Raw genomic sequence first — 211 nt, 5'->3', positions numbered from 1 at the left:
GCTCGCTCTGGCGCAGTGCTTCAATGGCTGTGCCTTGATGATAAAACGCTGTTACCGGTGTATGAGTGTAATCAGTATCAGGGTAAATAAATTCAATACCAATTTTACTTAGTGCATCGCATACGTTAGCTAACGTGGCATGGCTTATTGCAAAATTATGAGGAATTGATAATGCACCAACAAGTTCACGGCAGGTTAAAAACCAGCGACC

1 pseudogene is annotated in these 211 nt (G+C 42.7%); it reads right to left on the bottom strand.

The features are described 5' to 3' along the window. A pseudogene (locus V6260_RS19335) lies at positions 1-211 on the bottom strand (hypothetical protein); the annotation flags it as partial.

The organism is Pseudoalteromonas aliena, from assembly GCF_038155085.1.
Lineage (GTDB): Bacteria > Pseudomonadota > Gammaproteobacteria > Enterobacterales > Alteromonadaceae > Pseudoalteromonas > Pseudoalteromonas aliena_A.
This window is presented reverse-complemented; position numbering and strand designations above follow the sequence as displayed.